Genomic DNA, 23394 nt, shown 5'->3' with positions numbered 1-23394 from the left:
TTGCGTGAGCGCGAAATGCGTAGGAACCGTACGAATTCCGCACTAAGGTGCGGAAGAGCGTGTTTAGTTGCAGGAGTGGTTACAGTCACTCTTGCAAGTAGAAAGGCGGGGCACTTCATGTGAAGTGCCCCGCCTCCCGCGGTGGTTCGCCGCATCTAGTTCATAGTGGTGCCTCAGACTGCCGTTGCTTCGAGCTTCCACACTTGGCTGGCATAGTCGGAGATGGTGCGATCAGATGAGAAGCGGCCGGATTCGCAGATGTTTATCCAGCACTTACGGGCCCAACTGATCTGGTCCCGGTAATCGGCCGCCATCTGGTCCCGGGTCTCGCGGTAGTCCGCGAAGTCCCCGAGCAGGTAGTAGACGTCCGCAGGCTCCCAAGAAGTGCCATCGAGCAAGGTGGCGAGCAGATCGTGGAAGTCGCCTGTTCCGCCATCGTCCAGAGTCCCGTCAACAAGAGCATCCAAAACCCTCTTGAGGCCAGGGACGGACTCGTAGGCCTCCCGTGGTTGGTAGTTCTTACGCAACTCGGGGAGCTCATCCTCAGTTGCGCCGAAAATGTAGGCGTTCTCGCTGCCCACAGCCTCCAGAATCTCCACATTTGCGCCGTCAAGCGTTCCGAGCGTCAGAGCGCCATTCATCATGAACTTCATGTTCGATGTTCCGGACGCTTCCTTGCCTGCCATGGAGATCTGCTCTGAGATATCTGCTGCAGGAATGATGTATTCGGCGGGGGTCACGTTGTAGTTCTCTACGAACACTACTGCGAGTTTGCCTTCCATCTCCGGATCAGAGTTGACCACGCGGCCCACCTCGTTGATGAGCTTGATGATGGCCTTGGCTCGCTTGTAGCCAGGCGCCGCTTTTGCTCCAAAGATGAACACTCGAGGAGTCACATCGAGGTTCGGATCGTCCTTGATGCGGTAAAACAGATCCAGAATGTAGATCGCGTTGAGTAGCTGGCGCTTGTACTCGTGAAGACGCTTGATCTGAACATCGTAGATTGCGTCAACCGGAATCTTGACTCCTTGGCGCTTTTCAATCCATTGCGCAAACCGCACCTTGTTCTCGTGCTTGATGTTCATCAACTCGGCCAACACGGCGTCGTCGTCGGCCTTGCCAACAATCGTCTTTAGCTGGTCAAGATCGCGAACCCATGCGTCTGAACCTAGTTCGCGCGCGAGCAATGCTGAGAGCTTCGGGTTGCAGCTGTTGAGCCAGCGCCTCTGCGTAACTCCGTTGGTTTTGTTGTTGAACTTTGCTGGCCAGATGTCATACCAGTCATGGAGGGTCTCGCGTTTGAGAATCTCCGTGTGTAGTGCGGCCACTCCGTTGATAGAGAAGGATGCGTAGCAGGCGATCCACGCCATGTGCACCAGTCCGCCCGAAAGAGGGGCCATGTAGTCGATCTTGCCGGGATGGTAACCGGCTTCGCCAAGTTCAAGGCGGAAGCGGCGGTCAATCTCAACCACGATCTCGAAGATGCGGGGGAAGAGCTTCTGGAAGATTGAGGTTTCCCAAGTCTCCAGTGCTTCAGTCAGCACGGTGTGGTTTGTGTAGGCGAACGTTGATTGGACGATGGCCCAAGCCTGCTTCCACGTCATGCCTTCCTCATCTAGGAGGATGCGCATGAGCTCAGGGATTGCAAGAACAGGGTGGGTGTCATTGAGCTGGATCGAGTAGTAGGTGCCGAAGTCTGAGAGATCCGCTCCGTGTTCATCCTTGTAGCGCTCGACCATTGTCTGGAGTGAGGCGGAGACGAAGAAGTACTGCTGGCGAACGCGCAGGACCTTTCCTTCATACGTAGTGTCGTTCGGGTAGAGAACACGGCACAGATCGGCAACGCGCTCACGTTCCACAATAGCGTCGGTGAAACGCTGGGAGTTGAAGGCGTCGTAATCAAATTCTTCGATCGGTTCGGACTTCCACAGGCGCAAAGTGTTGACATTCTTTGTGCCGTAACCAACGATCGGCATGTCGTAAGGGATGGCCCGAACGTTCATATCGGCAAAGTTGACGTACTTGGCTTCTTCTTCGCGGCGGATAACGAAAGGGTAGCCTTCTTCCATCCAGGGGTCGGGGTGCTCGTTCTGGAATCCGTTGTCGATAGTCTGCTTGAACAAGCCATAGCGATACAGGATGCCGTAACCCGTCACAGGCAAGTCGAGTGTTGCACACGAATCGAGGAAGCAGGCTGCGAGGCGGCCAAGGCCACCGTTTCCCAGCGCTGCATCGTGTTCGGCGTCGAGTACGTCGGAGAGGTCCTGGCCGTAGGAGGCTAGCGCCTCCTTGGCTTCGTTGATGATCCCTAGATTGGTGAGATTGTTGAGAAGTGCGCGTCCCATAAGGAACTCGGCTGAGAAGTATGCCTCCTGCCGCACATGTGAATAGGCCTGAGTTGTGGCTTCCCAATTGGTGGCAAGGTGCTCGACCACAAGCTGGGACAAACCGCTCCAATACTCAATTGGAGTGGAGCTGCTAGCAGTCTTGCCGGATACTGAGCGGACGAATGCGCCCAGCGACTGTGAGAGATCCGTGGACATAAGGCTGTATCTCCTTGCGAAATTTCTTACATATGTAGCCATATGAAGCGTAACCGACAATGCGGGAAATCTTTAGCTCCACGCGCGCCCTCAGGTCAGCCCTGAAAGAAAAGACGGAGATTGTGTACGTCCTCCATTGCTAGGACGCGTGATTCTGCAACGCCAGCGTTCCGCCAAGCTGCCCTAATTTTATCGAACACATTGTTTCGCCGGCGGTGCCGTCTCACTTTCTGGCTACTCGTTGGGTCACGTCTCACGTGTTGACCGTCTTTGCCGCTGTGATGTCCACATCGTAGGATTGGAAAGTAAAGCGGCACGGCCCCTTTACACATGGCATGAGCGAAGGAGGGGCAGATGCCTGCGGTCATCATTCTCGGCGCCCAATGGGGCGACGAGGGTAAAGGAAAAGCTACTGATCAGCTCGGAACGAGGGCTGAGTACGTGGTCAAATACAACGGTGGAAACAACGCTGGGCACACGGTCGTGGTGGACGGCGAAAAGTTCGCACTGCACCTGCTCCCATCAGGCATTCTCTCAGAGACGTGCACTCCCGTAATTGGCAACGGGGTAGTAGTGGACCTCGGCGTGCTCTTCGAAGAGATCAATGATCTCGAATCTCGCGGGGTTGACACGTCCAAACTACGGATCTCTGCGAACGCCCACGTCATCACTAGCTATGGCCGGTCCTTCGACGGACTTTCGGAAAAGGCTCTGGGAAACGCCAAGATCGGCACAACCGGCCGCGGAATTGGCCCGACCTACTCGGACAAGGCAGCCCGCCTCGGGATCCGGATCCAAGATCTCTTCCACCCAGAAGAGCTGGACCGCAAGGTTCGTGCCGCGCTCGCGCAGAAGAACCCGCTCTTGTCCGCCTTTGACGAACCAACGGTTGTTGCCGACGACGTCGTCGCCGATCTGTTGTCATACGCCGAACGTGTTCGTCCCATGGTTTGCGACGTCACCCTTGAACTCAACGATGCGCTTGATGAGCACAAGACTGTGGTCTTCGAAGGTGGCCAGTCCACAATGCTGGATATCGATCACGGCACATACCCATACGTGACATCCTCCAATGCCACCTCGGGTGGCGCATGCACGGGATCTGGCGTGGGCCCCACTCGCATTGATCGAGTTGTTGGGGTCATGAAGGCCTACGTTACGCGAGTTGGTGAAGGGCCATTCCCGACAGAGCTTTTGGATGAGCAAGGGGAGTGGTTGCGTCAGACGGGTGGCGAATTTGGTGTTACCACAGGCAGGCCTCGTCGCTGTGGTTGGTATGACGCCCCAGTTGCACGCTATGCGGCCCGCGTGAACGGCCTAACTGACATCGTGTTGACCAAGCTGGATGTGCTCTCCGGGCTCGAGCAGATCCCGGTGTGCGTTGCCTACGATGTGGATGGCGTTCGGGTTGACGAAGTGCCGGCTGCGCAGGTGGACTTCCAAAAGGCAACGCCCATCTATGAATACGTTCCTGGCTGGGACGAGGACATTACCAGTGCCACAAGCTTTGAGGAACTGCCAGAGGCAGCTCGTTCGTATGTGCACTACCTCGAGCAGGTCTCCAAGTGCCGCATCAGTTCCATTGGCGTGGGTGCGGAGCGCGAGAAGACCATCGTCATCAGAGATCTGCTGGACTGATAGAGTCGCGGGCTCGGCGGTTCAGTGACTGTGCAGGTGACTTGGCTGCTGATCTTGCTGAACCTTTGCCAGCTCGAACACCGCATGTTGTACGGATAAAAGTGTGGTGGGTGGGAACGAACTGAATGTTCGTTCCCACCCACCACACTTCGTACTTAGGCGTTACCGGTTTTCGTTAGCCGGCGGCTGTTCGCCGTCGTCGTACTGACCGGGCTGATCGTATTGGCTTGGGTCCGCAGTTGGGCTGCCATAGCCGGCCTGATCGGCTGACGGATCAGGCTGGCCATACTGTTGTTCGCTTGGCTTACCAAACTGCTGTTCGTAGCTATCGGTCGGATAGTTTTGGCCCTGCTGGCCCTGCTGGCCCTGCTGGCCCTGCTGGCCCTGCTGGCCGTACTGATCCGCTTGCTGGCCGGCGCCCTGCTGCGGATAGCCTTGACCGAATTGAGTGGTCTGCTGACCGTAACCCTGCTGGCCGTAGCCTTGCTGACCAGCGTTTTGCTGCGGGAAGCTCTGGCCGTAACCAGCTTGACCGTAACCAGTCTGACCGTAACCAGTCTGACCGTACGGCGCTGGCTGTTGGCCATACTGAGCTGGGCCAACACCGTATGAGTTGGGGCCTCCCAATGTAGGTGGTGTCTTCTTTCGCTTCGCGACGATAAGAACGACGGCGATGATGAGGGCAATTACGACTAGTGCGATGAGCCCCCAAACCCAACCAGCAACGTGGCTCGAAGAGTAGTTGTCATCACCGATCCCGTTCTCGCCATCGGTGGCAGTTCCGCCATCACCGCTTGAACCAGTCTTGAGGCCAGTTATGGAGACTTCTGAGACCAGCACAGAGACATCGGTGTAGGTGACGGTGTTGCCGTCAATGGTTCCACCTTCGCTGGCGTCTGTGATGGGGCCGGGCATGGTGACGCTCAAGCTGAAGGTCATGGATCCCAATTGGTCTAGGTCATCTTGAGTGAGTCCGCCAATGTCGTCGGCCGTGAGGTTTAGGGTGAAGCTATCGCCATTGTCCACAAGGAAAGTGCCATCCACGGCGTCATATGCGGTGGTGGTGAAGCGGCAGCCGAGATCGTCGCCAGTCGAGATGTCCTCGATGTTCACGGTACCTTCGCCATCTAGGTCGAGGTCCTCTCCGAACATTGACTCCATGTCTGAACAAGTCATCCCTAAACCGGAGAACAAGCCTTCGTCGTCGATCATGTCCATCGTCATGGTGAGGCCACCATCTGATGTCACTTCAAGAGTGTTCTCGGATCTGCAAGCCGAGAGGAATAGCATCAACGGGAGGAGGAGAATTGCAAGAATTCTCTTCTGGTTCTTCGTGGTGCTGATCATCGTGGTGGTTCCCTTCTGTGATCGGCAAGTAACGAGTCAAATCTACCGGACGAGTGCACGCTGAGTCTCCCAACGTCTGCAGTCTGGTGAGCACTGACCAACTGAAGTGGTGTCGATCTGATCAACGGGAAAGGTCATTTCTTCTGCATAATTGGGCTGCGGCGGTGGTCCTGACGGTACGTGGCACGGTCACATATTCGGCCGAACAGGTGACGGGTCTGCGTGGGTATAGGTGTTGTGGCGTGGCACACAGTGGCCCAAAATGGCCAGAATGTGGCGCTATTGCAACGAATACGGGGATAGGTCAAAGGGACCCGGGACGAAATACTGGAGGAAACCCACACTGAGTCGTTAACAATAGACAGTGTTCGTGTTGCGGAACAGTGCAGCGCTGCACATCGCTCTCTAAGGAAGGAAATGCGATGACATCCGACAAGACATACTCTGTTGAGGAAGTTCGCGCCGGTGCACCGGCGGACGCTCCGGAAGAATTGGTTGCTTGGGTTACAGAACAGGCTAACCTCGCTAAGCCAGACTCGATTTACTGGGCCGATGGCAGTGACGAGGAATGGGACCGTCTCACCACCGAAATGGTTGAGGGTGGCACTTTCACCCGGCTGAACCCTGAGAAGCGCCCCAACTGTTTCCTTGCCCGCTCACTACCCTCCGACGTGGCCCGCGTTGAGTCGCGCACGTTCATCTGCTGTGAGAAGGAAGAGGATGCTGGCCCCACCAACCATTGGGCCGATCCTGCCGAAATGCGCGCAACTCTTAAGGAGAAGTTCGACGGCGTCATGCGTGGCCGCACGATGTACGTTGTACCGTTCTCCATGGGTCCGCTTGGTGGCCCTATTTCTCAACTTGGGATTGAGATCACTGACTCCGCTTACGTCGTCGTCTCAATGCGGATCATGACTCGCATGGGTGCTGCTGCACTCAAGCTCATCGGCGAAGGCAAGCCGTGGGTTCCGGCCCTCCACTCGGTGGGTTACCCGCTCCGCGATGCCGATGGCACCACCCGCGAGGAAGTGGCTTGGCCATGCAACGATGACAAGTACATCACCCACTTCCCCGAGACCAACGAAATCATCTCCTATGGTTCCGGCTATGGCGGCAACGCACTGCTGGGCAAGAAGTGCTTTGCACTGCGCATCGCTTCGACCATGGCTCGCCGCGATGGCTGGATGGCAGAGCACATGCTCATCCTTCGCCTCACGGAAGAAGCAACTGGCAAGCAGTTCCATGTCACTGCCGCCTTCCCTTCGGCTTGTGGTAAGACCAACCTCGCCATGCTTCAGCCCACCATCCCGGGCTACAAGGTCTCCACTGTTGGTGATGACATCGCGTGGATGCGCCCAGGAGCTGACGGCCGCCTGTACGCGATCAACCCAGAAGCTGGATTCTTCGGCGTTGCACCTGGTACCTCCTACCACACCAACCCCATGGCTATGGACACCATGAAGGCCAACTCCATCTTCACGAACGTTGCCCTGACGGACGACGGCGACGTGTGGTGGGAAGGCATCGACGCTCCGCTTCCGGATCACCTGATTGATTGGCTCGGCAACGATTACACGCCAGCGGATGCAGCAGACGGAAAGAAGGCTGCACATCCCAACAGCCGCTTCACGGTGCCTGCTGAGCAGTGCCCAATCATCTGCGAGGATTGGGAAGCCCCGGCAGGCGTTCCGATCGACGCCATCCTGTTCGGAGGCCGCCGCGCCACCAACGTGCCACTCGTTGCCGAGCAGTACGACCCGGCACACGGCGTGTTCATTGGCGCTTCGGTTGCTTCCGAAGTGACAGCTGCCGCCACGGACGTCAAGGCTGGCTCGCTGCGCCACGATCCCTTCGCCATGCTCCCCTTCTGTGGCTACAACATGGCCGACTACTGGGGTCACTGGCTTGAGATGCAGGCGAAGCTTGGCAGCAAGTTCCCGAAGATCTATCAGGTCAACTGGTTCCGCAAGGACGAAGAGGGTCACTTCATGTGGCCGGGCTACGGCGATAACTCGCGCGTGCTCGATTGGATCGTCCGCCGTGCCGGTGGCGAAGTCGAGGCTATCGATGGTGTAACTGGCCGCTACCCGAAGATCGAAGACTTCAACCTGGACGGACTCGATATCGACGAGGCGAAGTGGAACAAGCTCTTCGAAATCAACCCTGCTGCTTGGGCAGCCGAGTTGGATGACACGGAGGAGTACTTCACTCAGTTCGGTGACAAGCTGCCTGCAGAGATCACGGCAGAACTCGGTAAGTTCCGCGAGCGTATCGCAGCGGCGCAAGCCTGATCTGAGAATCGCTAGCTAGAGAAGTGGGCCCGGATACACGTGTATCCGGGCCTACTTCGCATCCGGCAGCCGTCCTCATGGTCGGCCCATTCGGCCAGTTCATACAGTCAGCCCGTTCGGCCAGCTCATACAGTCAACCCATTCGGCCAGCCCGTACAGCCAACTCAGGAGAGCACGATTTCCGGCATGTTTGGCGCACAGAGTACAAGGCAGGCCGCAGCATTCAATCCGGCAAGCGTTGCGATCGTTTCTTCGAATCTGGATTCAGGGACGATGCCCTCTGTGATGAGTGCTTCCACGCCAGACTCAAACGCCCACACATCTATATCAAACGCTTGAGGCACGGGTTCGTTGATGCCGGCTTTTGTTTGATCGGTGTGCGCGCTTCGGGGCACAAATGCTGCGGTTGTGTCAGGTTTGTGCTCCGCCAAACGGTTGGCCATTCGTTTGGCCATGACTTGTGCGAATCGTGCTTTGTCTAGGGTGGTGTGCGGCCGAGTGTTGGCCACGATTGCCACTTCGAAGTGCTTCCCGGTGAGAACAGGAGTGGCATCTTGGGCAAATTCGCTCAGGGTGCCGAGCAGCGAAGGGCCGCTGGGTACTTGACTGGCCAGTGCGCGCGCTCTCGCGCGGGTCTGGTGGGAGATGACCGAAGTATCGAATCCCCACCTATTGATGAGGTGCACTAGGCCGGAAGGTTGTTCGGCAAAAACCTGCAGAATGCGTCCCATTCCGTCAGCTGCACCGCAGCCACATGCGGGTTGCACCGCCGAATCGTCAACGTGTCCGGAGATTGGGGTGCCAGAGGCTCGAAAGCTGCCACACAGTGTTGCCAGCGATCCGAGTAGTCCTGGCCCGCCGAGACCTCCAGTCAGTACACCGCTCATCCAGAGAGATAAGGTTCCACCTGCACTATGCGGGAAAGGTGACGATGCCGCGCCGAGGGCCGGACGTCCGTCAATGCAGCTGGCGGGAACGTCACCTGCTGTGGGCACGAGTGCATCTGTCAAGGGTGGTGCCAGCGTGGCATCTTCGGTCAAGTCAATCCAGCGTTGCGAGGGCGCGATGGATCCGCGTGCGCTTTCTAGCATGGTGCAAGTCTAGGGTGTCGAGCGCCACTCACACAGACCCGGTGTGTGCGATGTCCAGAAAGCGGGTTGCCACCAACTGCCCAGCCAGTCTGCCTCGTCAGCCCGTAGATCTCATGTCAACCAGACTCACCATCACTCACTATGTGGACCAGAATCATCCACATAGTGAGTCAAAACTGGTGGTCCGTACATCAGTGACGCGGACTGGACTAGGCTGGATTCGTGAAGATACTTCTGGTTGGCTCAGGCGGCCGCGAACACGCAATTGCCCGCGCTCTTCATTCTGACGCATCGGTAACCGAACTCTTTATCGCACCTGGTAATCCGGCCACGGCTGCTCTGGGTACGAACCTTGCACTGAACGACATCCTCGATGGTGAGGCAGTCGCCGCGTTGGCTGTGAGACACGAGGTGGACCTCGTCGTCGTCGGACCAGAAGCACCACTTGTGGCGGGAGTAGCGGATCACGTTCGCGCTGCCGGAATTCCAGTGTTCGGTCCTTCGGGAGATGCGGCACGGCTTGAGGGTTCCAAGGCCTTCGCCAAAGAGATAATGGCGCTGGCTCAGGTGCCAACCGCAATGGCGCATGTGTGCACCACACTCGACCAGGTGGAAGCGGCGTTTGATGCCTTTGGTGCTCCATATGTGGTGAAAGATGACGGTCTTGCAGCGGGCAAGGGCGTGGTGGTTACCAACGATCGCGGTGAGGCCCGCGCTCACGCAGAGGCATGCTTGGCCAAGAACCACGAGGATGCGCCTCAGGTTGTTATCGAGGAGTTCCTCGACGGCCCCGAGGTCTCCCTCTTCTGCATCTGCGATGGCAAGCGAGTTATTCCTCTCGAGCCTGCGCAGGATTTCAAACGTGCATACGATGCTAATGAAGGCCCCAACACCGGTGGTATGGGATCATATTCGCCGCTTGCGTGGGCACCGGAAGGGCTGGTGGACGACGTCGTCGCCAGAGTTGCCCAGCCGGTCGTGGACCTCATGGCTAAGCGTGGAACACCTTTCGTAGGGCTCCTGTACTGTGGTTTGGCGCTCACGTCACGCGGTTTACGGGTGGTGGAGTTCAACGTACGTTTTGGCGATCCTGAGACCCAAGTTGTGTTGCCGCGCCTGAAGACTCCGCTGGGTCAGCTTCTTCTGGCCGCTGCCACAGGTTCGTTGCCCAAGGCAAAGCTTGACTGGACCAAGCAAGGAGCTGTGGCCGTAGTGCTTGCTGCCCACGGATATCCGGCGTTCGTTCGAACGGGCGATGCCATTGAGGGTATTGCCGCCGCAGAATCAGTTCCAGGCGCTCACGTGATTCAAGCGGGCACCGCGATCCGTGACGGCAAACTGGTGGCACAAGGCGGGCGGGTACTCGCAGTTGTTGGCGTTGGAGAAGGTATCTCCGGCGCTCGCGAGACCGCGTATCAAGCTCTCCGGGCCATCACGTTGGAGGGTTCTCACTTCCGCACAGACATAGCTGCGGGCATGGAATAGAATCCGAAGCAAGATAACTTTGGGACTGATCTCACATTCAGGCGGCGTTACGCCGCGCTTGCACAACCACTCAGTATTACAACAAACAAGGGGAATGGAATGTCGGAGAGCCAAGGTCATCGCAATCTCGAAGGCTGGACCCACATCTATTCGGGCAAGGTCCGTGACATCTACTGCCCAACCTCGGCATCCACGCACAGTGGCACCGATACCTTTCTCATCGTCGCCTCGGACCGCATCAGCGCATATGATTACGTGCTTCCAACCCAGATTCCAGACAAGGGCGCGATCCTGACCCAACTCTCGCTGTGGTGGTTTGATCAGCTTTCGGATCTCACGGAGAACCATGTGCTCAGCACAAACGTTCCAGAAGAAGTGCGTGGCCGCGCCATGATCACGAAGCGGTTGGATATGTTTCCTATCGAGTGCGTGGTGCGTGGCTACCTGACGGGAAGCGGACTTTCCGAATACAAGGAATCGGGTGCCGTGTGTGGCGTCGCGTTGCCAGTGGGTTTGAGCGAGGCCTCCCAACTCGATTTCCCCATCTTCACTCCGGCGGCAAAAGCGAAGCTGGGTGACCATGATGAGAACATCACGTTCACGGAGACGGTCGAACGCATTGGGGCCGCCGCACACGAACTGCGCTCCACCTCCATTCTCTTGTACCAGCGAGCTCATGAGATTGCTCTTCAGCGTGGCATCATCATCGCCGATACGAAGTTTGAGTTTGGAAAGTCAGCAGAGACGAGTTCTTCAGAAATCATTCTTGGCGACGAAGTCCTTACCCCGGATTCGTCACGGTTCTGGTATGCGGATGGTTACGAAGCAGGTTCGGTTCAGCCCTCACTCGACAAGCAGTTTGTCAGGGATTGGTTGACGTCACCCGCTTCGGGTTGGGATCGCACGTCTGGTGAACTGCCGCCTGCTTTGCCCGACGACGTCGTCGAAAGAACTCGCGATCGCTACGTTGAAGCGTACGAAACACTGACGGGGCAGAACTGGCAGTAATCCGTGACTCGTGTCGCACGCGAACGAGTATCTATCTCTCGTGCCGTTCTCATAGAATGGACACATACGCGCTCAAAGCTTCCAAATATCGAGACAAGGAGGAGCGGCGTGGGACGCATCATTGTAGAGGTCATGCCAAAACCGGAGATTCTGGATCCGCAAGGAAAGGCCGTCCGTGGTGCACTACCGCGGCAAGGCATCGACGTCTTCACAGATGTCCGTCAGGGTAAGCGCTTCGAACTGAGTGTTGATGGTCCCGTCACCGCTGCAGCACTTGAGGACGCCCGCAAGGCCGCAGATGCAGTTCTTTCCAACCCCATCATCGAAGATGTTGTAGCCGTCTACGATGCGGAGGCCGCCAAGTGAAGGTTGGAGTTGTCACCTTCCCTGGCACACTTGATGATCAGGATGCGGCGCGGGCCATCCGCTTGGCGGGTGGGGAACCCGTAGCACTGTGGCACGCCTCCGACGATCTCCACGCAGTTGATGCCGTGGTGCTTCCCGGCGGTTTCTCGTACGGCGACTACCTGCGCTGTGGGGCCATCGCGGCACTTGCTCCAGCTGTGAAGTCCATTGTGGAAGCGGCGCACAAAGGTATGCCCGTGCTTGGAATCTGCAATGGTTTCCAAGTACTGTGCGAATCCCACTTGCTTCCCGGGGCACTCATCCGCAACGAACACCAGCGGTTCATTTGCCGGGAGCAGGAGCTGGTGGTGGAAAATGCCAGCACGGCATTCACATACGATTTCGAACAAGGCGAACGAATCGTGATCCCGCTGAAGAATGGCGAGGGCAACTTTCAAGCCGATTCTGATACGGTTTCGCGGCTCGAGGGCGAAGGTCGCGTGGTCTTCCGCTACGCAGGCCTGAACCCGAATGGTTCAGTGAATGATATCGCCGGGATCTGCTCCGAACAGGGCAACATCGTGGGCCTCATGCCCCACCCTGAACATGCAGTTGAGGCAGGCTTTGGTACCCGAGGATCTGGTGGTCCACGTTCAGGCACCGACGGCCTCCGCTTCTTCACGAGCGTGCTGAGCGCGCTGGTCAGCTGAAACGCCCACCATCCTCACAATCCATGACGGTTACCGGCGCACAGGCGCCAACCAAGGAGAATCCATGGCCGCCGATCAGCCAGTAGATCAGACCATCTCGCAAACATACGACACGATCGAGGATGCAGCGGCATCCCCGGACCAGCAGATGCCGTGGGCAGAGCTGGGCCTCAAGCCTGAAGAATACGCAAAGATCTGTTCGCTCTTGAGCAGGCGCCCAACGAACGCCGAACTCGCTATGTATTCGGTTATGTGGTCCGAGCACTGCTCCTACAAGTCCTCCAAAAAGCACCTTGGTGAACAGTTTGGCGGAAAGACCACTGAGGAGATGCGTGAACACCTGCTCGTGGGAATGGGTCAGAACGCTGGAGTGGTAGATATCGGTGACGGATGGGCGGTCACCTTCAAGGTGGAGTCTCATAACCATCCAAGCTTTGTGGAGCCCTATCAAGGAGCTGCAACAGGCGTTGGTGGCATTGTTCGCGACATCATCGCGATGGGTGCCCGGCCTGTGGCAGTCATGGATCAGCTTCGCTTCGGTGCGATCGACAATCCTGATACTGCACGAGTCGTGCATGGAGTTGTGGCCGGCGTTGGTGGCTACGGCAACTGCTTAGGCCTGCCCAACATCGGTGGTGAGACGGAGTTTGACCCGTCCTACCAAGGAAATCCGTTGGTTAATGCCCTCTGCATTGGTGTGCTGCGCCACGATGCCATCCATCTGGCCAATGCCGAAGGTGCAGGAAACAAGGTAGTGCTTTTTGGTGCGCGCACAGGCGGTGACGGAATCGGCGGAGCCTCTATCCTCGCTTCGGAGACCTTCGAGGAAGGAATGCCTACCAAGCGTCCTTCAGTCCAAGTGGGTGACCCCTTCATGGAGAAGGTGCTCATCGAATGCTGCCTTGAGTTGTTCGAAGCCGACGTGGTGGAGGCAATTCAGGATCTAGGTGCTGCAGGAATCTCGTGTGCGACCAGCGAGCTGGCCGCAAACGGTGGAACTGGCATGCACGTTGACCTAGAGAAGGTGCTCCTGCGCGATCCGACCCTGACCGCGGGCGAGATCCTCATGAGCGAATCTCAGGAGCGCATGATGGCGATCGTTACTCCCGAAAAGCTTGATGAGTTCCTTGCCATCACCAGCAAATGGGATGTTGAGACGGCCGTGATCGGTGAAGTCACCGGCGAAGGACGCCTAGTCATTGATCATTATGGCCACCGCATCGTGGATGTGGATCCATCCACTGTGGCCGTCGATGGGCCTGTCTACGATCGCCCATACGCGCGGCCCGGATGGCAGGATGCCCTCCAAGCGGATACAACCCAGGAGTTGGAACGCCCGGCAACGATTAGCGAGCTGCGTGACCAGATTCTGGCTGTCCTCACAAACGTTAACCAAGCAAGCAAGGGGTGGGTGACCAATCAATACGACAGGTTTGTTCGTGGCAACACTGCGTTGTCGCAACCGGACGATGCCGGAGTGGTCCGCGTTGATGAAGCCACTGGCCGCGGCATCGCACTCTCCACTGACGCCAATGGTTGGTACACAAAACTAGATCCGTATGTCGGAGCGCAGCAGGCACTAGCGGAGTCTTATCGCAATGTATGCACAGTTGGCGCAACTCCTCTTGCGATCACGGACTGCCTGAACTTCGGCAACCCGGAAGACCCGGATGCTATGTGGCAACTGGTGACAGCCATGACCGGCCTCGCCGATGCGTGCAAGGTGATGGGTGTGCCGGTCACGGGCGGCAACGTTTCGCTGTACAACTCCTCAGGTACGGTGAAAGGCACCCCGACCTCTTCAATCAATCCCACACCCGTGGTTGGCGTGCTGGGCGTGATGGAAGACGTCACGAAGGCCACTTCGTCCGGTTTCCAGAAGGAAGGCTCCGTGCTTTTCCAGCTCGGTGGGACTTATGACGAGTTCGACGGATCGGCGTGGGCCAGGATAGTCCACGACCACTTGGGCGGACTGCCACCCAAGGTGGACTTGGAAGCAGAGATGGCCTTGGGCCGTGTCTTGCTTGCTCTCCACGCGGCAGACTCCTCTGAACTTGGTCCGGTCATCGAATCGGCACATGACATCTCCAATGGCGGCCTTATCCAGACGCTGGTGGATATGGCAGTGAATGGGGGAATGGGAGCAACGATTGATCTCACGGCTCTGTGTAGCCGCGATGCGATTGATTCATTCACGGCGCTACTCAGCGAATCGCAGGCCCGCGTGGTGATCGCAGTTCCTGAAGGATTCGTGGGTCTGGTGAATGCTGCCGCTGAGGCCGAGTCCGTTCCCGTTGTTCGGCTAGGGACCACCGGCGGTGATCTTTTGGCCATCAGCGCTGTCGAGACTGTGGGATGGGCGAGTTCAGAGACTTTGGTTTTCGATGTTGGTGAGCTAGCCGCGACCTCCGATTCCGTTCTGGAGTCAATCTTCGGCTGACGATTGCTTGTGTAGAAGGGGCGACGGCGCGCGTGCGGCGTCGCCCCTTTTGTGCCCGAAGTTACGTCACTATTGTGTTACGGACGAGTTACCAACAGAATTTGCTTGATTTTCTGTTTGCGGCATGCATTCTGGACAGGTGGCGCGATTGTTGGATTACGGGTGTCCATATTCTTGAAGTCCCAGCGTAATGATCGTGAATCATGAGATGATCTGTCCGATATTTGATACTGATGGTTTGGTGCCGAAGCCCGCTCCCCGAAGGACGACCTCCCGGCTGACTGCGCCGAGCACAACGATTTAGGGAGTCCTTGATGGATCAGAGAATTGAGCGCGTCTACGAAACCGTTGTGACCCGGAACCCTGTTGAACCAGAGTTTCTGCAGGCTGTGCGTGAAGTTCTGGAGTCCTTGGAACCTGTGATCGCATCCAGACCCGAGTATTCGGATATGGCCATTCTCGAACGGATTGTGGAGCCGGAACGCCAGATCATTTTCCGGGTTCCGTGGGTCGACGACGAAGGCCACGTTCGCGTCAACCGTGGGTTCCGTGTGCAATTCAACTCGGCGCTCGGCCCGTACAAGGGAGGCCTGAGATTCCATCCATCGGTCAACCTAGGCATCATTAAGTTTCTTGGCTTTGAGCAGGTGTTCAAGAATGCGCTGACAGGGCAGGGCATTGGTGGAGGCAAGGGTGGTTCGGACTTCGACCCGCATGGGAAGTCCGACATGGAGGTCATGCGCTTCTGCCAGTCCTTCATGACGGAGCTGCATCGCCACATTGGTCTGAACACGGATGTTCCAGCAGGAGATATCGGTGTTGGAGGGCGTGAGATCGGCTTTCTGTTTGGGCAGTACAAGAGGATTCAGAACAGCTTCGACGCCGGGGTGTTGACCGGAAAGTCTCTCAGCTGGGGAGGTTCGCTTGCGCGCCCCGAAGCGACGGGCTATGGAACTGTGCGCTTTGCACAGTCAATGCTTGGCACGGAGGGTGATTCACTCGAAGGCAAGACCGTCATCGTATCCGGCTCCGGAAATGTAGCCACCTTTGCTATCGAGCGCGCACAAGCTTATGGTGCCACGGTGGTCTCGTGTTCGGACTCATCCGGTGCAGTCTACGATTCGGCGGGGATCGATCTTGAATTGCTTCGGCAGATCAAAGAGGTAGATCGGGGACGCGTGGCAGATTATGCGGCACTACGCCCTACTGCTCAGTACCATTCCGGCAAGAACGTCTGGTCTATTCCGGCTGACGTCGCACTGCCATGTGCAACACAGAACGAGATCAACGATCACGATGCGGCTCGGCTGATCGGTAACGGAGTCAAGCTTGTTGCCGAGGGCGCCAACATGCCTTCCACCCCTGAAGCTATTGAGGCTTATCGCGAGGCCGGTGTGAAGTACGCACCTGGCAAGGCTTCGAACGCAGGCGGTGTGGCAACGTCGGCTCTTGAGATGCAACAGAACTCCGCACGTCAACAGTGGTCGTTTGAGGACGTGTGTGCCAAGCTCGATGCGATCATGATTGACATCCACGATACGTGCTTGGCGACTGCGGAGAACTTCGGCCACCCGGGAGATTACGTTCTTGGAGCAAATGTATCCGGATTCCAACGGGTTGCTGATGCGATGCTTGAGCAGGGAGTTAACTAGCGTTTAATAGTTATAGTGCATTCTGGCGCTGCTGTGAGGCGTCGGGCGTTTTCTCAGGCAATCCTCTCTCTTTTTGTTGGTCTTCAGTTCATCAGTCCGTATGACGTAGGCGGCAATTAGTGGATAGAGTAAGTCCGTCCACGTCTCGCACACAGAAGGGGCATTCATGTCCGACGCACCACGTCGCGCCGGCCGTTCAGTAGGAGCAGTGGCAGTTTTCGCAGTTGCCGCCACTGGACTCACTGCGCTGCCAGCAAATGCAGAACCCGACAGCACTGTCACAATCGATATTGCAGCTATCTCTGACTTCCACGGCCACATCGAAAACGCATCCACGTTGGCCACGTATGTCAACCAGATGAAGGACGCCAATCCTGACACCATCTTCGCCGCGAATGGCGATCTGGTTGGAGGTTCGGCCTTTGTCTCCTCGATCCAACAGGATCAGCCCACAATTGATATTCTCAACGCCATGGGGCTCGAGGTTTCCTCAACAGGAAACCACGAATACGACCGTGGCTACAGTGATTTGCTCGGCCGAATTGGGCCTGCTGCTCAATGGCCATACATTGTCTCCAATGTATCCGGCGTGGATACAACGGAGTTTGCTCCCACCTACACGGTCACCACACCTTCGGGCGTTGACGTGGCATTCGTAGGTGCGGTCACTGACGAGCTTCCAACGCTTGTTTCGCCTGCAGGCATTGCCGGACTCACTGTGACCGATCCGGTCGCAGCAGTGAATGCGCAGGCAGTGCTCCTCAAGGACGGCAATGACGCAAACGGTGAAGCCGACGTCGTTATTGCCCTCATCCACGAAACAACGAGCGTTGCCAAGAACGTTGGCTCCAACGTGGACGCCGTCGTCGCCGGACATACCCATCAGGACGATAGTGCTGTAACGGCTTCCGGAGCCCCAGTAATCGAGCCGGGTTCATACGGCCAGTACGCAGGGCATATCTCGGTGTCGTATGACACCACGGCCGGTGCTGTCACCAACGCGACAGCGGAAGTGGATACGCTCGGTAACCTCGGCCTTGCCAAGGATGCGGATATCGAGGCGATGTATCAGCAGGCTAAGTCGGTCTCTGATGGCCTAGGTTCTGGAACCGCTGGAACCATCGTGGGTGGCGCAGATCGCGGAACCAACGACGGCACCAAGGCGAGCTTGGGTACCAACCGCGGTACCGAAATGACCGCCGGCAACATGATTGCGCAGGCGTTCTACGAGTACTCGCAGTCGATGAGCAAGACCGCCGACTTCGGAATCATGAACCCGGGTGGTGTGCGTGCCGATATCGATGCGGACGGCAATGGCACTGTCACGCTGGGCGAATCGTACACGGCACAGCCTTTCGGCAACTCATATGGCATCGTGGATTTGACAGCCGCGCAGGTGTACACGCTGCTCGAACAGCAATGGGCAGACGCGTCAACTCAGACATCGCGCCCCATTCTTCAGCTCGGCATCTCTGATTCACTGAGCTACACATACACCGCGGACGCTTCGTTCGGACACCACATCAAGCAGGTCTTCCTTGATGGCGCCGTTCTCGATCGCAACGACACAACCACGCTGTACACGGTTGCATCGAACGCATTCCTTCTGGCGGGAGGCGACGGCTTCACAGTATTCAAGGCCGGCGTTAACTACCAGGACACGGGCATCATTGATAACGATGTTTTCAATGAGTTCCTCGCCGCTAACCCGGGCTACGTGGTGGACTACGCTCAGCGCAACATCGCCATTACCGGCGAAGACACGCTGGTTGCGGGCGAAGGTACAACGATCTCGCTGGCTTCGCTCTCCATGACCTACGCAACAGCGTTGCAGCCGCTGCCACGTACAGTCACAGTCGCTCTTGATGGCGAAACGATTGGACGGGCCGGTGTGAACAACACTGTTACGCCGAAACTGAATGAAACCGGTAAGGCCACGGTCTCCGTGGTTGTTCCCGACGACGTCTTGGGTGGCGAACATGCCTTGACGATCATTGCGGGCCCCACCGAGATCACAATTCCCGTTCAGGTTGAAGGCCTCACGTTGGCAACACCCGAAGCTCCTAGCTTCTCTGGCAACGTTGTGACGATTCCTTCAGTGGAGGGCGTTGTGTACACCGTTGATGGCGAAGAGGTCACGGGAAGTATCGAACTGACGGCTGAGAACCCAACTGTCACAGTCGAGGCTTACGCTGCTGACGGCTATGTACTGGACGGCGATTCTGCCTCTGAGTGGAGTTTTGCATACGACAATGGCGTATCGCCTATTGCCGACACGTCCAAGGGCCGCAACGTGTTCTTCTCCACTGACTTCGTGCACGGCGTAGTCGACTTCGCAATGACGGTTTCCGGTGCTGATCAGATCCTCTCTGGCGATTGGAATAGCGACGGTATCGACACCATCGCCATCCGCAAGGGCCGCACCTACACCTTCTTTGATTCGAACCGCACGGGCGCTGGATCGTACTCCGTTGTTTACGGTGGCGCGGGCTCCACACCTGTTGTTGGCGACTTCAATGGTGACGGATTCGATGATCTTGCGGTTCGCTCCGCAGGAACTAACACCTTCAACATCAAGTACTCCGTGAGTGGACGTATCTCCGGTGGTCAGGCTGACCGTTCATTCGGATACGGCCGAGCCTCCGATGCGATTCTTGCGGGCGACTGGAACGGCGACGGCTCTGCCACCATTGGTGTGCAGCGTGGCAACCGCTTCCTCCTCAAGAACACTCTTGCCGGTGGCGTTGCGGACGTCTCATTCGTCTACGGTCGTTCCAGCGATGTTGCCGTGACAGGCGACTTCGATGGCGATGGCACGGATACTGTTTCAGTGGTTCGTGGTGCTCGCGTGTACGTGAATAACGCACTCGCCGGTGGCTCAGCCGAAACGCTCTTCACCTTCGGACGCGCCACAGATCAGCGCGTCGCAGGCGATTGGTTCGGCACGGGCACTGACACGATCGCTGTATACCGTCGATGACCTCGGCGCGTGGGTGCGCTTTGGCGCACCCACGCGGAGGACTACTTAGCAGTTGGGCTGGGATTCACCGAATCCCAGCCCAACTGCGCGAACGGGCACCTTTTTGGATTTCATCGCCCCGTTCGCTCTCACCCCCTTTGGGTTTCACCCCCCGCTCGCTCTCACCCCCTTTGGGTTTCACCCCCCCCGCTCGCTCTCACCCCCGCCACGGTTAGGCTTGTTTTCATGGCACGACGAATCGATACGGCCGATGGGATGCGGCTTCTTGCACTTGCTCACCACAGAGGAGTTGACTCTCTGAGCAAAGCCGATGTGAAGATGGCGGGCCGTTTTGCTCTGGAAGAGATCGCCGAACGCCACCCCGGGCACAGTGTTGAGGTGCGCGTTCCATTCTGTGGCGCGGTACAGATTGGTGAGGGCCCAGCGCATCGGCGCGGAACGCCTCCTAACGTTGTGGAGATGGCGTTGACTACCTGGTTGGGGCTGTGCATTGGCACACGTCGCTGGGAGGAGGCTCAGGTCTCCGGTTCGGTGGATGCATCCGGAATTCGGGCTGATCTAGCCGAATTCTTGCCACTCTTTTCAGAGGCAACACTTAATCGATGGTGAGCGCAGCACACTCGCAGGCCTCACAATCTCGCAATGTGGATGGACTGACAGGCGATTACGCCCAAAGTGTGGGACGATTGCAACGTGAATGGTGATGGGCGTCTGACAGCCGAACTGTTTCCTGAAGAAAAGCCGCAAGATGAATGTGGTGTATTTGGAGTATTTGCTCCAGGAGAGCCAGTTGCACAGCTCGCCTACTACGGCTTGTATTCGCTACAACACCGTGGCCAGGAGGCCGCCGGAATTGCGGTCTCTGACGGCGGCAACATTCTGGTATACAAGGATCTTGGCCTTATCTCACAGGTGTTCAATGATGAAAATCTTGCAACGCTTCACGGGCACATCGGCGTTGGGCATGTGCGCTATGCAACCACTGGAAAGTCAGTGTGGGAGAACTCCCAACCAACGCTCGGGCCCACAGAGTTCGGCACAGTTGCACTTGCCCACAACGGCAACCTAACCAATACCAAAGAGCTTATGGCTAAGGTGCGTAAACTCTCCGGCACGGACCTGCGCGGAGAGTTGGGCCGCGGAAGCTCAACTGATACCGCAGTCATGACGGCCCTCCTTGGAATCGAAAAGGGAGCCGAATCGTTGGAAGGTGCGGCACTTAAGGTTTTCCCGCAACTTGAAGGCGCATTCTCTGTGGCGTTCATGGACGAAAACACGCTGTACGCCGCCCGCGATCGCCAAGGTTTCCGGCCACTCGTTTTGGGGCGCGTTGGAAACGGGTGGGTAATCGCTTCTGAGACCGCCGCACTGGACATCGTAGGAGCCACCTTTGAGCGCGAAGTGGAGCCAGGGGAGTTCATTGCCATTGACGAATCGGGTGTGCGCTCCCATCGGTGGGCAGAGCCCAAGCGTTCCGGCTGCATCTTCGAATACGTTTACCTGGCGCGCCCGGACACGTCCATTTCCGAGCGCTCAATCAACTCTGCGAGGTTGGCGATGGGCCGCGCGCTCGCTGCCGAATATCCAGTGGAAGCCGATCTGGTGATCGCCACACCAGATTCCGGAACCCCTGCGGCCATTGGATATGCACAGGCCTCCGGCATCCCATTCGGGCAAGGATTGGTCAAGAACGCATACGTTGGCCGCACGTTCATTCAGCCCACCCAACTCAGCCGCCAGCGCGGAATCCAACTGAAGCTCAATCCGCTGAAGGAAGTCATTAAAGGGCGCCGACTCGTCGTCGTCGACGATTCCATCGTGCGCGGCAATACGCAGCGAGCACTGGTGAAGATGCTGCGCGACGCTGGCGCGGCCGAAGTTCACATCCGGATCTCATCGCCTCCTGTCCGTTGGCCATGCTTCTTCGGAATCGACTTTCCCACTCGCGGCGAACTTATCGCCAATGGCATGACGACCAACGAGCTCTGCGAATCGCTAGGCGCCGACTCGCTCGGATACATCAGCCTAGAAGGCATGATCCACGCTACCGAACAAGCAGAAGGCGACTTGTGCACGGCATGTTTCACGGGCAGGTACCCGGTGGACGTAACCAGCGCCGCTGAACTGAGCGGCTCCGATCTGATGGAGGTCCTGTGACCAAGGAGAATGCGTACGCAGCAGCCGGCGTAGATACGGCGGCGGGGGACCTCGCTGTCGAGTTGATGAAGGCGGCAGTAGGGCGGACCATGACCTCAAGCGTTGTGGGGGGCGTTGGCGGCTTCGCGGGAATGGTGGACGTCAGCGAACTAAAGAACTACCGCAGGCCACTCCTTGCCACCTCCACCGACGGCGTGGGTACCAAGATCGCCATCGCTCAGGCAATGGACATCCACGATACGATCGGCCAAGACCTAGTAGGTATGGTGGTTGACGACATCGTGGTGGTTGGCGCAAAACCACTGCTCATGACTGACTACATTGCCTGCGGGCATGTGGTTCCCGAACGCATTGCAGACATCGTTCGTGGCATAGCTGAGGCCTGTGAATCCGTGGGTGTGCCACTTCTTGGCGGCGAGACAGCAGAACACCCAGGGATCATGGCTCCCGACGATTACGACATTGCGGGTGCCGCAACGGGTGTAATCGACGCAGATAAGGTGCTTGGCGCCGAACGTGTGCGCTCAGGCGACGTCCTTGTGGCAATGGCATCTTCGGGCCTCCACTCGAACGGGTATTCCTTGGTCCGCAAGATCGTGGCGGACTCTGGGTGGGCGTTGGATCGCGAGGTCAGCGAATTTGGCCACACGCTAGGGGAGGAACTCTTGGTTCCCACTCGCCTCTACACAGCGCTGTGCCTCTCCATTGCTGACGCCGCCGACGTGCACGCATACTCACACATCACCGGAGGCGGCCTAGCTGCGAACTTGGCTCGGGTCGTGCCCGCCACACTCACCGCACGCGTTTCGCGCGAAACGATTGTGGTCCCACCCGTGTTCCAGGTTTTGCGCGAACTTGGTCAGATCACGTGGGAAGACATCGAGGACACCCTCAACCTAGGTGTTGGAATGATCGCTGTGGTTTCGCCAGATTCTGCGGACGCCGTGGTTGAGCTTTCACGCGCGGCTGGGGTTCCAGCGTGGGTAGTTGGCGACGTCGTCGCTCAGGACAGCGAGCGAGAGACCGCAGCTTCAACGCGCACACGGCTCGTCAGCGGCACAAAAGGCGTCTCGGCTGGAGCAGTACGCATCTCGGGTGACTACGCGCTCTGAGGAGCACTCTGTGTAGCCCAGTGGAGCCTTTTTGCTTAGCGGAGCCTGAGGGGCACCCTGAACAGGTAGGGCATGAAGGGCCCTTTTTACTCAGTGTGGCCCGAGGGGCTCTCTGAACCGGTAGGGGCACGAGGGAGCCACTCCGTGCTCAGTGTGGCCCGAGGGCCACACTGTAGCAATTAATGCCTAGGGAACCACTCCGTGCTGAATGAAGCTTGCGTGGGAGGCTCTGAGCGTACGGCGAAGGGGCGGGATTGCTCCCGCCCCTTCATCCAGTATGTTTCCTCAGCGCTCTATCTATGACGACTGCTTCGGATCTTCTTCGTCCCAATCGTCCGTTGCCGGAGGAACGTCGTAGTAGTCCTCGTCGTCTTCGTCCTGATCATCGGAACTGTAAGAGGCCTTGAGCTCGCGCTCGAGTGCTTGATAGTCCGTATCCGGAGCGTAGTACTTGAGATCCCGGGCTACCTTACGCTGCTTAGCCTTCTGACGGCCGCGCCCCATGGCTCGACCCCCTTCGTCTCATCGTGGGGAAGACTTATAAGCGTCCCCATGGGCAAATCCGTTCGTTGCAAACCTTACCGCTAACACATGC

General features: G+C 57.7%; 16 protein-coding genes. 12 read left to right on the top strand and 4 right to left on the bottom strand.

The window, feature by feature from the left end:
* Positions 1 to 173 precede the first annotated feature (173 nt).
* Positions 174 to 2543 carry a glycogen/starch/alpha-glucan phosphorylase gene (locus H2O17_RS10585; RefSeq protein WP_182049637.1) on the bottom strand — a complete coding sequence of 790 codons (2370 nt, stop codon included), beginning with the start codon at positions 2541 to 2543 and terminating at the stop codon, positions 174 to 176.
* Positions 2544 to 2897: 354 nt separating this feature from the next.
* Here H2O17_RS10585 and H2O17_RS10580 point away from each other — a divergent pair, with 354 nt between their 5' ends.
* On the top strand, positions 2898 to 4181 hold the full coding sequence (locus H2O17_RS10580) for an adenylosuccinate synthase (protein WP_182049636.1): 1284 nt from the start codon (positions 2898 to 2900) through the stop codon (positions 4179 to 4181).
* A gap of 162 nt (positions 4182 to 4343) precedes the next feature.
* Here the strand turns inward: H2O17_RS10580 and H2O17_RS10575 are convergent, their stop codons facing one another.
* Positions 4344 to 5429, bottom strand: a complete 1086-nt coding sequence (locus H2O17_RS10575; RefSeq protein WP_182049635.1) for an LppM family (lipo)protein — start codon at positions 5427 to 5429, stop codon at positions 4344 to 4346.
* Positions 5430 to 5950: 521 nt separating this feature from the next.
* On the opposite strand from H2O17_RS10575, the gene H2O17_RS10570 reads away from it, so the two are divergent.
* Positions 5951 to 7819, top strand: a complete 1869-nt coding sequence (locus H2O17_RS10570) for a phosphoenolpyruvate carboxykinase (GTP) (RefSeq protein WP_182049634.1) — start codon at positions 5951 to 5953, stop codon at positions 7817 to 7819.
* A gap of 164 nt (positions 7820 to 7983) precedes the next feature.
* On the opposite strand, the gene H2O17_RS10565 is transcribed toward H2O17_RS10570, so the two are convergent.
* Positions 7984 to 8910 carry a hypothetical protein gene (locus tag H2O17_RS10565; RefSeq protein ID WP_182049633.1) on the bottom strand — a complete coding sequence of 309 codons (927 nt, stop codon included), beginning with the start codon at positions 8908 to 8910 and terminating at the stop codon, positions 7984 to 7986.
* A gap of 222 nt (positions 8911 to 9132) precedes the next feature.
* Here H2O17_RS10565 and purD point away from each other — a divergent pair, with 222 nt between their 5' ends.
* From purD to purM, 10 genes are all read left to right on the top strand, one after another.
* Complete coding sequence (purD, locus tag H2O17_RS10560; protein WP_182049632.1) at positions 9133 to 10395, top strand: phosphoribosylamine--glycine ligase; 1263 nt, start codon at positions 9133 to 9135, stop codon at positions 10393 to 10395.
* Positions 10396 to 10494: 99 nt separating this feature from the next.
* Positions 10495 to 11403 (top strand): phosphoribosylaminoimidazolesuccinocarboxamide synthase, encoded by a 909-nt coding sequence (locus H2O17_RS10555; RefSeq protein WP_182049631.1) that lies wholly within the window; start codon positions 10495 to 10497, stop codon positions 11401 to 11403.
* 108 nt (positions 11404 to 11511) lie between these two features.
* Complete coding sequence (locus H2O17_RS10550; protein WP_182049630.1) at positions 11512 to 11769, top strand: phosphoribosylformylglycinamidine synthase subunit PurS; 258 nt, start codon at positions 11512 to 11514, stop codon at positions 11767 to 11769.
* Positions 11766 to 12458: a phosphoribosylformylglycinamidine synthase subunit PurQ gene (purQ, locus tag H2O17_RS10545; RefSeq protein ID WP_182049629.1), complete on the top strand. Its 693-nt coding sequence runs from the start codon at positions 11766 to 11768 to the stop codon at positions 12456 to 12458. The genes H2O17_RS10550 and purQ overlap by 4 nt, the downstream gene beginning before the upstream one ends.
* Positions 12459 to 12522: 64 nt before the next feature.
* Positions 12523 to 14898 carry a phosphoribosylformylglycinamidine synthase subunit PurL gene (purL, locus tag H2O17_RS10540; RefSeq protein WP_182049628.1) on the top strand — a complete coding sequence of 792 codons (2376 nt, stop codon included), beginning with the start codon at positions 12523 to 12525 and terminating at the stop codon, positions 14896 to 14898.
* A gap of 314 nt (positions 14899 to 15212) precedes the next feature.
* Positions 15213 to 16550 carry an NADP-specific glutamate dehydrogenase gene (gdhA, locus tag H2O17_RS10535; RefSeq protein WP_182049627.1) on the top strand — a complete coding sequence of 446 codons (1338 nt, stop codon included), beginning with the start codon at positions 15213 to 15215 and terminating at the stop codon, positions 16548 to 16550.
* 166 nt (positions 16551 to 16716) lie between these two features.
* Positions 16717 to 19530, top strand: coding sequence for a 5'-nucleotidase C-terminal domain-containing protein (locus H2O17_RS10530; protein WP_182049626.1), 2814 nt, complete (start codon positions 16717 to 16719; stop codon positions 19528 to 19530).
* A 225-nt stretch (positions 19531 to 19755) separates the two neighbouring features.
* Complete coding sequence (locus H2O17_RS10525) at positions 19756 to 20139, top strand: sterol carrier family protein (protein ID WP_246311243.1); 384 nt, start codon at positions 19756 to 19758, stop codon at positions 20137 to 20139.
* Positions 20140 to 20223: 84 nt separating this feature from the next.
* Positions 20224 to 21687 carry an amidophosphoribosyltransferase gene (purF, locus tag H2O17_RS10520; protein ID WP_182049625.1) on the top strand — a complete coding sequence of 488 codons (1464 nt, stop codon included), beginning with the start codon at positions 20224 to 20226 and terminating at the stop codon, positions 21685 to 21687.
* Positions 21684 to 22799: a phosphoribosylformylglycinamidine cyclo-ligase gene (gene purM, locus H2O17_RS10515; RefSeq protein WP_182049624.1), complete on the top strand. Its 1116-nt coding sequence runs from the start codon at positions 21684 to 21686 to the stop codon at positions 22797 to 22799. Before purF ends, purM begins: the two co-directional genes overlap by 4 nt.
* Positions 22800 to 23096: 297 nt before the next feature.
* Here the strand turns inward: purM and H2O17_RS10510 are convergent, their stop codons facing one another.
* A complete protein-coding gene (locus tag H2O17_RS10510; RefSeq protein ID WP_182049623.1) occupies positions 23097 to 23303 on the bottom strand; it encodes a DUF3073 family protein in 207 nt (68 codons plus the stop codon).
* Positions 23304 to 23394 lie beyond the last annotated feature (91 nt).

The organism is Changpingibacter yushuensis, from assembly GCF_014041995.1.
Taxonomy (GTDB): domain Bacteria; phylum Actinomycetota; class Actinomycetes; order Actinomycetales; family Actinomycetaceae; genus Changpingibacter; species Changpingibacter yushuensis.
This window is presented reverse-complemented; position numbering and strand designations above follow the sequence as displayed.

What these genes read in the sequence shown, in the direction of transcription:
- H2O17_RS10585 (WP_182049637.1), bottom strand. Translation starts at nt 2,543, where the DNA reads ATGTCCACGGATCTCTCACAGTCGCTGGGCGCATTCGTCCGCTCAGTA.
- H2O17_RS10580 (WP_182049636.1), top strand. Translation starts at nt 2,898, where the DNA reads ATGCCTGCGGTCATCATTCTCGGCGCCCAATGGGGCGACGAGGGTAAA.
- H2O17_RS10570 (WP_182049634.1), top strand. Translation starts at nt 5,951, where the DNA reads ATGACATCCGACAAGACATACTCTGTTGAGGAAGTTCGCGCCGGTGCA.
- H2O17_RS10565 (WP_182049633.1), bottom strand. Translation starts at nt 8,910, where the DNA reads ATGCTAGAAAGCGCACGCGGATCCATCGCGCCCTCGCAACGCTGGATT.
- H2O17_RS10555 (WP_182049631.1), top strand. Translation starts at nt 10,495, where the DNA reads ATGTCGGAGAGCCAAGGTCATCGCAATCTCGAAGGCTGGACCCACATC.
- purL (WP_182049628.1), top strand. Translation starts at nt 12,523, where the DNA reads ATGGCCGCCGATCAGCCAGTAGATCAGACCATCTCGCAAACATACGAC.
- gdhA (WP_182049627.1), top strand. Translation starts at nt 15,213, where the DNA reads ATGGATCAGAGAATTGAGCGCGTCTACGAAACCGTTGTGACCCGGAAC.
- H2O17_RS10530 (WP_182049626.1), top strand. Translation starts at nt 16,717, where the DNA reads ATGTCCGACGCACCACGTCGCGCCGGCCGTTCAGTAGGAGCAGTGGCA.
- H2O17_RS10525 (WP_246311243.1), top strand. Translation starts at nt 19,756, where the DNA reads ATGGCACGACGAATCGATACGGCCGATGGGATGCGGCTTCTTGCACTT.
- H2O17_RS10510 (WP_182049623.1), bottom strand. Translation starts at nt 23,303, where the DNA reads ATGGGGCGCGGCCGTCAGAAGGCTAAGCAGCGTAAGGTAGCCCGGGAT.